Source organism: Kineococcus glutinatus (assembly GCF_039542765.1).
GTDB classification, from domain to species: Bacteria; Actinomycetota; Actinomycetes; order Actinomycetales; family Kineococcaceae; genus Kineococcus_A; species Kineococcus_A glutinatus.
The window spans coordinates 1-9,720 of the sequence record NZ_BAABIL010000036.1; the positions used below are offsets into that span (position 1 = coordinate 1).

General features: G+C 74.2%; 9 protein-coding genes and 1 tRNA gene. 8 read left to right on the top strand and 2 right to left on the bottom strand.

The features are described from left to right. The 8 genes from ABEB16_RS01870 to ABEB16_RS01905 form a co-directional block, all read left to right on the top strand. Window positions 1-901, top strand: a 901-nt coding sequence (locus tag ABEB16_RS01870) for a pseudouridine synthase (RefSeq protein WP_425560083.1), incomplete at its 5' end; no start/stop codon positions are given. Window positions 902-923: 22 nt separating this feature from the next. Continuing rightward, window positions 924-2,042, top strand: a complete 1,119-nt coding sequence (locus tag ABEB16_RS01875; protein ID WP_345710578.1) for a prephenate dehydrogenase — start codon at window positions 924-926, stop codon at window positions 2,040-2,042. Window positions 2,043-2,149: 107 nt separating this feature from the next. Then, window positions 2,150-2,896: a (d)CMP kinase gene (gene cmk / locus ABEB16_RS01880; RefSeq protein ID WP_345710579.1), complete on the top strand. Its 747-nt coding sequence runs from the start codon at window positions 2,150-2,152 to the stop codon at window positions 2,894-2,896. Further along, the gene (locus tag ABEB16_RS01885; protein WP_345710580.1) at window positions 2,893-3,618 is read left to right on the top strand and encodes a lysophospholipid acyltransferase family protein; all 726 of its coding nucleotides are present in this window, start codon (window positions 2,893-2,895) and stop codon (window positions 3,616-3,618) included. Before cmk ends, ABEB16_RS01885 begins: the two co-directional genes overlap by 4 nt. A gap of 80 nt (window positions 3,619-3,698) precedes the next feature. Next, a complete protein-coding gene (gene der / locus ABEB16_RS01890) occupies window positions 3,699-5,174 on the top strand; it encodes a ribosome biogenesis GTPase Der (protein WP_425560084.1) in 1,476 nt (491 codons plus the stop codon). Between the two features lie 84 nt (window positions 5,175-5,258). After that, a tRNA-Pro gene (locus tag ABEB16_RS01895) sits at window positions 5,259-5,332 on the top strand. 955 nt (window positions 5,333-6,287) lie between these two features. Further along, window positions 6,288-6,425 (top strand): hypothetical protein, encoded by a 138-nt coding sequence (locus ABEB16_RS01900; protein ID WP_345710581.1) that lies wholly within the window; start codon window positions 6,288-6,290, stop codon window positions 6,423-6,425. A gap of 162 nt (window positions 6,426-6,587) precedes the next feature. Then, on the top strand, window positions 6,588-6,875 hold the full coding sequence (locus ABEB16_RS01905) for a hypothetical protein (RefSeq protein WP_345710582.1): 288 nt from the start codon (window positions 6,588-6,590) through the stop codon (window positions 6,873-6,875). A gap of 285 nt (window positions 6,876-7,160) precedes the next feature. Here the strand turns inward: ABEB16_RS01905 and ABEB16_RS01910 are convergent, their stop codons facing one another. Both ABEB16_RS01910 and ABEB16_RS01915 read right to left on the bottom strand, forming a co-directional pair. Then, window positions 7,161-7,724, bottom strand: a complete 564-nt coding sequence (locus tag ABEB16_RS01910) for an SMI1/KNR4 family protein (protein ID WP_345710583.1) — start codon at window positions 7,722-7,724, stop codon at window positions 7,161-7,163. Between the two features lie 140 nt (window positions 7,725-7,864). Then, the gene (locus ABEB16_RS01915) at window positions 7,865-9,391 is read right to left on the bottom strand and encodes a flotillin family protein (RefSeq protein ID WP_345710584.1); all 1,527 of its coding nucleotides are present in this window, start codon (window positions 9,389-9,391) and stop codon (window positions 7,865-7,867) included. Window positions 9,392-9,720: the final 329 nt, after the last annotated feature.

The window sequence follows — 9,720 nt, forward strand, 5'->3', positions numbered from 1 at the left end:
ATCCCGACCTGCTCCCCGTTGGGGCCCACGAGCCGCACCTCGGGAACACGGATGCGGTCGCGTCGCCGGCCAGCGCGGCGCGGCCAAGCGCCTCGGCGACGACGTCAAGCCCGCCCCGCAGCCGCCGAGCCGCGCACCGAAGGCGCCCACGCGCCCCGACGTCGACCTGCACGACCCGCGCGGCGTGCGGCTGCAGAAGCTGCTCGCGCAGGCCGGGGCGGGCTCGCGGCGCGCCTGCGAGGAGATGATCGCGGCCGGGCGGGTCACCGTCGACGGCGAGGTGGTCACCGAGCTGGGGGTCCGCATCGACCCCGCCAAGCACGTCGTGCACGTCGACGGCCTGCAGTTCCAGGTGGACGACGACCTCGTGTACATCCTCGTCAACAAGCCCAAGGGCGTCGTCTCGACGATGTATGACGAGGACGGCCGGCTCAACCTGGCCGACATGGTGGGCCCCCGCGAGGAGCGGCTCTTCCACGTCGGGCGCCTCGACATGGACACCGAGGGGCTGATCCTCCTCACCAACGACGGCACCCTCGCCCACCGGCTGCAGCACCCCTCCTTCGGGGTCAAGAAGACCTACCTCGCCGAGGTCCGCGGGCCCGTGAAGAAGGACCTCGGCAAGAACCTGCGCGACGGCGTGGAGCTGGACGACGGGCCGGTGCGGGTGGACTCCTTCCGCCTCGTCGACTCCAAGCCCGGTTACGCCCTCGTCGAGGTCGTCCTCCACGAGGGCCGCAAGCACGTCGTGCGGCGCATCCTGGAAGCCGAGGGGTACCCCGTCCTCAACCTCGTGCGCACCCAGATCGGCCCGCTGGTCCTCGGCGACCTCAAGCCGGGCCGCAACCGCCGCCTCACCCGCGGCGAGGTCCAGCAGCTCATGAAGGCGGCCGGGCTGTGAGCCGGTTCCGGCGGGGCCGGGCGTGACCGTCGACCTCACCGTCCCCCCGCAGACCCGCGGGCCCGTGCGCGTGGTGGGCACGGGTCTGCTCGGGGGCAGCGTGGGCCTGGCCCTGAGCGCGCGCGGCGTGGACGTGCTGCTGTCCGACACCTCCCCCACGGCGCAGTCCCTGGCGCGGGACATGGGTGCCGGCCGGCTGCACACCGAGGCGGCCGGCGCCGTGCCCCGGCTCGTCGTCGTCGCCGCCCCGCCCGACGTCGTGGCGGCGGTGGTGGCCGAGGAGCTGCGGCGCTGGCCCGAGGCGGTCGTCACGGACGTGGCCAGCGTCAAGGCCGAACCGCTGCGCACCCTGCGCGAGGCGGGTGCCGACGTCGCCCGCTACGTCGGCGGTCACCCCATGGCCGGCCGGGAGCGCTCCGGGGCGGTCTCGGCGCGCGCGGACCTCTTCGCGGGCCGGCCCTGGGCGGTCACCACCGCGGAGGGCACCGCGCCGGAGGCGGTGGAGCTGGTGCGCCGGCTGGCCCGCGACTGCGGTGCGACGCCGGTGGAGCTGGACCCCGAGCAGCACGACCTCGCCGTCGCGCTCGTCTCCCACACGCCGCAGGTGGCGGCCAGCCTGGTCGCCGCCCGGCTGCGCGAGGCCCCGGAGGCGGCGGTCGGCCTGGCCGGGCAGGGGCTGCGCGACGTCACCCGGATCGCGGCCAGCGATCCCGCGCTGTGGGTACAGATCCTCACCGGCAACGCCGGGCCGGTGGCCGACGTGCTGCGCGCCCTGCGCGAGGACCTGGACCGGGTCATCGGCGCCCTGGACGCCGTGCGCGCCGATCCCGCCGCGCCGGGTGCGCGGGGGCTGCTGGCGCGGGCGATCGCCGACGGCGGTGCCGGCCGCGACCGCATCCCGGGCAAGCACGGCGCGGCCCCGACGCACTACGCGGTGCTCGTCGTCGTGGTCCCCGACGCGCCGGGGCAGCTGGCGCTGCTGCTGGCCGACATCGGCGAGGCCGGCGTCAACCTCGAGGACCTGCGCCTGGAGCACTCCCCGGGGCAGCGGGTGGCGCTGGCGGAGGTGGCGGGTCTGCCCGCCGCGCCGGCGCCGCTGGCGGTGCAGCTGCGCCAGCGCGGCTGGACGGTGCCGGCGTAAGGCGCGCCGGCGGTGCGAGGACCGCCCCGACGACCGCCCCACCGCGCACCCGTGGGGCCGCTGCCCGCGGGTGCCGGGCGCGGGCCCGCGTCGACTAGCCTTCTGCGGTGCCCCTGCCCGAACGCCCCAGCTCCTCCGCGTCCGCAGCGGCGCCGCTCGTCGTCGCCGTCGACGGTCCCTCCGGGTCCGGCAAGTCCAGCGTCTGCCGCGCCGTCGCCCGGCACCTGGGGACGGCCTACCTCGACACGGGCGCCATGTACCGCGCGGCCACCTGGTCGTGCCTGCGCGCGGGTGTCGACCTCACCGACGCGGCGGCGGTGGCCGCGCACGTGCGGGCCGTGGTGCTCGCGATGGGCACCGACCCGGCCGGCGCCACCACCGCCGTCGGCGACGTCGACGTCACCGACGCGGTGCGCGGTGCGGAGGTGACCGCGGCGGTCAGCGCCGTGGCCTCGGTGCCGGCGGTGCGCGCGGACCTCATCCTGCGCCAGCGCGCCCTCATCGACGCCGCCTGCCGCACCCCGCAGCCCGGTCGGCGCGCCGGTGTCGTCGTCGAGGGCCGCGACATCACCACGGTCGTCGCCCCGCAGGCCCCGGTGCGGGTGCTGCTGACGGCGCGGGAGGAGGTGCGCGTCGCCCGCCGGGCGCAGCAGGACCTCGGCACCGCCGACGCCGCGGCCGTGGCGAGCGTGCGCGACGGCGTCGTGCAGCGCGACCTCGTCGACTCGCGCACCACCGACTTCCTGGCGGCCGCCGACGGCGTCATCACCGTCGACTCCAGCGACCTCGACTTCGAGGGCACCGTGGAGGCGGTGCTCGCCGTCGTCGGGCGCGCCACGGCGGTCGCGCCGTGAGCGCGGTCGTGGACGTCCAGCCGCCGCGGCGCTGGACGAAGGGGATCGGCACGTTCCTCGCCCGCGGGGTGTGGAACTCCGCCGTGCACGGCGCCGAGCGGGTCCCGGCCACCGGGCCGGTGATCTTCGCCGCCAACCACGCCTCGATCCTCGACGGGCCGCTGCTCTTCGCCGTCGCACCCCGCGACGTGCACTTCCTCGTCAAGCGGGAGATGTTCAACGGCGTCGTGGGGTGGGCGCTGCTGCGCGCCGGGCAGGTCCCCCTGGACCGCAGCCACGGCGACCGCGGCGCGCTGAGCGCCGTCCTGGCGGTGCTGCAGGCGGGCGGTGCGGCAGGGGTGTTCCCCGAGGGGACCCGCGGCACGGGCCAGGCCACCTCGGTGCGCTCGGGGGTGGCGTGGCTGGCGTTGCAGTCGCGGGCGCCCGTGGTGCCGGTGGCCTGCCTGGGCGCGCGCCGCCCGGGAGAGCGCGACCGCGCCCTGCCGCCGCCGCGGCGGCGGCTGCACTTCTGCTTCGGGGAGCCGTTCACGGTGGAGAAGGAGGCCGGGGTGCCCGGCCGGATCGCGCTGGCCGCGGCCGCGGAGCGGGTCCGCACCCGGCTGTCGGAGCACGTCGCGGACTCCCTGCGCCTGACGGGGGTGCACGTGCCGGCGGACCTGGGTGGCGACGAACTGGGACTGGGCGAACTGGCGCCCGACGACGTGCGGGGAGGTGGCAGGTGAGCGGCGGGACCGGCGAGCACGGGGTCAGCGCGGAGGAGCCCACCGGCGCCGCGACCGGTGGCGTGCAGGAGGGCGACGGGATCCCCGACGAGGGGCCCGAGGTGTCCCTGGAGGGGCTTGACGAGGAGGGCCGGGAGCGGGCGCTGCGCGTCGGCCTGGAGGAGTACGCGCTCTCCGAGGAGGACCTCGCGCTCCTCGCCGGCACCGGCGGGGGCGACGGCGGCGAGGGGGCTGCGGCGCCGCTGCCCGTGCTGGCCGTCGTGGGGCGCCCCAACGTGGGCAAGTCCACGCTCGTCAACCGCATCCTCGGCCGTCGCGAGGCGGTCGTGGAGGACGTGCCGGGCGTCACCCGGGACCGGGTGTTCTACCAGGCCAGCTGGTCGGGGCGGGACTTCACGCTCGTCGACACCGGTGGCTGGGAGCGCAACGTCTCCGGCCTGGACCTGCGGGTGGCCGAGCAGGCGGAGGTGGCCGTCGAGCTGGCCGACGCCGTCGTCTTCGTCGTCGACGCCACCGTCGGGGCCACCGCCACCGACGAGGCCGTCGTGCGCCTGCTGCGCCGCTCGGGCCGGCCGGTCGTGCTGGCGGCCAACAAGGTCGACGACGCGCGCGGAGAGGCCGACGCGGCCGCCCTGTGGTCGCTGGGCCTCGGTGAGCCGATCCCCGTCTCCGCCCTGCACGGGCGCGGGACGGGGGACATGCTCGACGCGGCGATCGCCGTGCTGCCGGAGGTCTCCGCCGTCGGCGGTCCGGTCCTCGGCGGCGGTCCGCGCCGCGTCGCGCTGCTGGGGCGGCCCAACGTCGGCAAGTCGAGCATGCTCAACCAGCTGGCCGGGTCCGAGCGGGTCGTCGTCGACCCGACGGCCGGCACGACCCGCGACCCCGTCGACGAGCTCGTCGAGCTGGGTGGGCGGCAGTGGCGCTTCGTGGACACCGCCGGCATCCGCCGCCGGGTGCACCAGACACGGGGCGCGGACTTCTACGCCTCGCTGCGCACCCAGGCGGCCCTGGAGAAGGCAGAGGTGGCGGTCGTGCTGCTGGACGCCAGCCAGCCGCTCACCGAGCAGGACGTCCGCATCGTCTCGATGGTGCAGGAGGCCGGGCGCGCGCTGGTGCTGGCCTACAACAAGTGGGACCTGACCGACGAGGAGCGCCGGCACTACCTGGAGCGGGAGATCGAGCGGGACCTCGTGCAGACGCCGTGGGCGCTGCGCGTGAACGTCTCCGCGGTCACCGGCCGGCACGTGGAGAAGCTCGTGCCGGCGCTGGACACGGCGCTGGAGTCCTGGGACACCCGGGTGCCCACCGGCAAGCTCAACGCCTTCCTCGGCGAGCTCGTCGCGGCGCACCCGCACCCGGTGCGCGGCGGCCGGCAGCCGCGCATCCTCTTCGGCACCCAGGCCTCCACCCGCCCGCCTCGGTTCGTCGTCTTCGCGACGGGCTTCCTGGAGGCCGGCTACCGGCGCTTCATCGAGCGCCGGCTGCGGGAGACGTTCGGCTTCGCCGGCTCGCCGATCGAGGTGAGCGTGCGGGTGCGGGAGAAGCGCAAGCGGTGACCGGCCGGGGGGCGTGCCGGGCCGCGCGGCCGGTGCGGTAAGCTCCTTCCCGGCTCGCCGCGCGAAAGCGGTGTGCGGGTCGATCGGGCTGTGGCGCAGCTTGGTAGCGCACTTGACTGGGGGTCAAGGGGTCGCAGGTTCAAATCCTGTCAGCCCGACAGGTGTTGGTGCAGGTCAGAGCGGGTGCCGTCCTCCGGGGCGGCACCCGCTCGCTGCGTCTACTGCAACGGGCACAGCAACCGCCCCAGACGTCGGTGGTCACCACCGGACCACCTGGTCGGGCTGACGGCGGCCGAGCGGCGTTCGGCGCAGGTCGGAGCCTGCTCGATGACCGCTTCCTCGCCGGGGCCGTCGAGGTCACGCCACAGACCGGTGATGAGCTCGGCCGATCCGGCGGCCTCGTCCTGCGGTTCGTCCCGATGTCGGTCGCGGCGGTCACGTCGAGGACGGTGACGTACCCGTCGCCCTTCGCGGCCCTGAGGGCCCGAGCGACGCAGGAGGCCGTTCCCGCCGGGGTGGTTGCGGCGCGGGAGGCGGGTACTCGTGGCGCGCTGGTCACGGTCAGTGGTGGCGGCAGCGCTGGGTCGGGGATGTGGCCGCGCTGAACAGGTGCTTGGCGTCAGGGGCTGCCGGGTGCGGCGCTGTACTGCGGCCACCGTCGTTCGGCCGCCCGTCCGAGGGTGGCGTGTGCGGGCGTGGTGCGAGCGGTGTGGCGCGCGGCTGATCTGCGGGTGGAGTCGGAGGAGTTCACCGCCGGCGCCAACCGTCTGGACGGGGTCGCGATCGCGCTGGCGGTGACCGACGCGGTCGGCGCCGCCGGGAGCTGGGTGAGGCCGCCACCAGCAGCGCCTCGGGCAGTGCTCGCTCCGCCGGTGGTTGCTCCGCCGGTGGCAGCGGGGTGTCGAGCTGATGGCCGATCAGGCGGCCGCGGCAGCCCACGACCGGGCGGAGCAGGCCCGCGCCGCCCGCTCCCAGGTCGCCGTCGAAGCCGCCTGTCAGGACGGCTCCTTGCACGACTCTTCGCACGACTCGCTGGTGGACTAGGCCCGGGAGGACCTGCACGAACACCCCGACGGCTTGTCGACGGCATGGTGGACCCCAACGCCGACCCGCTTGAAGCTGCTGGGTGGCCTGGTCGGCCTGGACGGTGACGTCAGCGACAACTGGAGCAACCTGGTGGTCCGCTTGGGCCACACCATCCGCACCTGCTGCGAGACCGGCCACCTCATCTCGTTCGACGTCACCGCCTGAACAGCGTCGACACGTGCAGGCACCGCAGGAGCACGGAGTCGACTGCACGCCTGTAGTCCCTGCTGCCGGCGGGGTCAGCGCCTCAGGCCGGCCTCGGACCCCTCTGGTGATCATCTCCCCGAGGGGCAGGTGCCGGCACCGGCAATGCCTGAGACTGGTCTCGTGGATGAGGCGGAGCGGTACCGGGTGCGCGACGAACTCAACCAGGAGGTGCTGCGGCGAGCCGCGGCGCTGGGCATCGACCGCGATGACGTGGCTCTGGCAAGGTTCGACCGCACGCTCGACGGTGGCTCCCCCAACCTGACCATCGACTCCGACGGGGCGTTTCACTTCAGCACCAGGGACCGGGGCGTCATCACGCTGGATCGGGTGACGCGCGACCACGACGAGCTCCTGCAGTGGACCTTCCAGTGGGCCACCCACGACCTGGACGAGAGCTGGTTTCAGTAGCGCTCGTTCCGCGTCAAGGGCCTGGCGGGGTCACATCTGAAATGTCCTGCACCACAGGTCTGGTAAGACCGCACCCCAAGGTGGCGTGCGTGGGTGTGAAACGGGTCTTTGCGGGTAGCGGCTCTCCAGGACGCTGAGTGCCAGCGTGGTCTGGATGATCGACGCGATGCGCCAAGAGCAGAGGGTGACGCGGGTGAGGGCTCGCCAGCGGGCCTCGGGATGGGCGACCCCGACGTTGGGTGGCGGGAACAGGGCAGCCACGACGATCGGGAGCAGCGCACGCCGTCAAAGCAGCTCCGTGATCACCTGATGACGATCCACGTCCTTGTAGCCGTGGTTCATGATACGTCCTGTCGGTCCCTTTTCCCACGTTCGCGTCTCGAACTTCTCGATCCACCACTGCACCGGAACCGCCAAGGAGGGCTGCCACCACTGCGGTGGCAGAACCGTTGCGGTTTCGTCGACGCTGCTGGTCATCGCCAGGTCCGGCGAGTCTTCATGGCAGCGAACGACGATGTAGTCCCCGGCTCTGTCGATGATGGGAAGCCAGCAATGCTGATCTGCTTCAGGATCCGCGTTGACGTGTGTGTCATAGGCGGTCAGGGCATCGTCAAGCGTCATGAGCCACCCGTAACTGATGGCTTCGCTGAACTGGATGTCGCTGCATCCGTCGTGCCACCCGAACCATGTCACCACCTCGCGGGGCGGAACGATTCCTCGCTCGGCGAGACGGGCTTTGAGCGCGATCTCGTCGACACCTGGGCGCAGGTGGTCTGCGATGGGTAGCTGATGAGTTCGCCACTGGGCCTCCAGTCGACTCAGAAGATCGGCGAGGTCAGTCGACGGCATCGATACTCCCTGTCGTCGTCACCGCCCGAGGTGTCGCCTGTAGGAACGCCTTGCCCACGCCGCCCTGGAAGATGCCCTTCCAGCGGAGCAGGAGGACGGGACGGCACCCGCTCCGCTGTCTCAGGGGCGACGTGCTGCCGTCACGGCCGCTCGGCGCCGTCCACGGGCACCTGGACGGCCACGCCGCCCTCGGGGCCACCGCCCAGGGAGCGGATCATCCCCGGCACGTCGACGCCGGTGGTGCGCTTGAGCACCTCGAACGTCTCCTGCAGGTTGGTGCCCACCGAGCGGCTGAGCGCGCCGGCGCCGTCGGAGGAGATGACCGTGAGGTCCTTGATGTTGCCCAGCGGGCTGGCCAGCGCCTCGGCCACCTGCGGCAGCACCTCCAGCGCGCGCTGCGTCAGCGCCGCCTCGCCGAACTCCTTCAGCGCCCGCGCCTCCTGCTGCAGCGCCTCGGCCCGGGCCGTGCCGGTCACCGCGATGGACTCCGCCTCCGCCTGCCCCTCCAGCCGGACGGCGTCGGCCTCCGCGGTGCGCCGCTGCAGCTCCGCCTGGGCGGCCAGCCGGACGCGGGTGGCCTCGGCCTCGGCGGCCAGCCCCACCCGGGTGGCGTCGGCCTGGGCGGACAGCCGGACGCGCTCGGCCTCGGCCTGGGCGGCGGCGACGGCGGCCTGCTGCTCGGCCTCCGCGGCCATCACCCGCGCCGTCTTCTGCGCCGCCGCCTGCTGCTCTGCCTCGTAGCGGCGGGCGTCGGCGGGCTTGCGCACCTCGGTGTCGAGGGTGCGCTCGGTCAGCTCCGCCTGCCGCTGCGCCACCCGCTCCTGCTCCAGCAGGACCTGCTGCTGCGCCGCGGCCTCGGCCAGGCGCCCGGCGGCGTCGGCCTCGGCGGCGGCCTTGTCCTGGTCGGCGCGGAACTGCGCCTGCTGCAGCGCCAGGTCGCGCTGCGCCTGCGCGATCTTGGCGTCGGACAGCGCCTTGGCCTGCTGCGCCTCCTGGGCGTTGTTCGCCTCGGCGATCTCCGCGGCGCGGCGCGCGTTGGCCGCCTCGGGCCGGCCGAGGTCCTTGAGGTAGTTGCCGTCGTCGGTGACGTCCTGGATCTGCAGGGTGTCCAGGACGAGGCCCTGGTTGTTGAGGCTGGTCACGGCCTCCTCCTCCACCTGGCGGGCGAAGGCGACGCGGTCCCGGATGATCTCCTCGACGGTGAGGGTGCCGATCACGCCGCGCAGGCTGCCGGCCAGCACCTCCTGGGTGAAGGGCTCGATCTCCTTCTGCTGCTGCAGGAAGCGCTGCGCGGCCGCCCGCACCAGGTCCTCGGTGCCGCCGACCTTGACGATGGCCACGCCGTCGACGTTGAGGCGGATGCCCTGGCGGGAGACCGCGCCGCGGATGGAGATGGGGATGCGCACCGAGGACAGCGAGAGGCGGTGGGCCTGCTGCACGAGCGGTTTGACGAACACGCCCGCGCCCATCACGACCTTCTGCCCGGACAGGTCGGTCGTCACCTCCCCGGTCTGCGGGTTGGTGACCGGCCTGCCCTTCTTGCCCACGATGATGAGCGCCTCGGACGGGCTGGCGATCTTGTAGCGCATCTTGACGGCGACGAACGCCACCAGCAGCAGGACGAGGACCGCGCCGGCGACGGTGGCGGTGAGGACGAGGGTGTCCATCTCACTCCGTTCTCGGGTCGCGGCCGCGCCGTCCGGGACGGGTCCGGTCGCCGGCGGCCGCCGGGGCACCGACCCTAGCGGCGGTCGATCACGCACCTGGGCGACGGAGCGCGGCCCGGGCGGCCGGCCCGCGCGGTGGGCGATCTACCCTGGGGCCGTGGTGTCCCCGGCGCACGGCCTGCTGCGGCTGGTGCGCGCAGGCGTGCTGGCCGTCGCCGTCGTCGGTCTGGCCGCGCTGGCGCACGTCGCGGCCGGGGGCGTGCTGCCGGCTCCTGCGGTGCTCGGCGCCCTGGCCGTGCTCAGCGCCTCCCGCTGCGCCGCGGTGAGGG

Bases quoted from the DNA above. Each gene is read 5' to 3' on its own strand.
- ABEB16_RS01915 (WP_345710584.1), bottom strand. From the start codon at position 9,391: ATGGACACCCTCGTCCTCACCGCCACCGTCGCCGGCGCGGTCCTCGTC.
- ABEB16_RS01910 (WP_345710583.1), bottom strand. From the start codon at position 7,724: ATGCCGTCGACTGACCTCGCCGATCTTCTGAGTCGACTGGAGGCCCAG.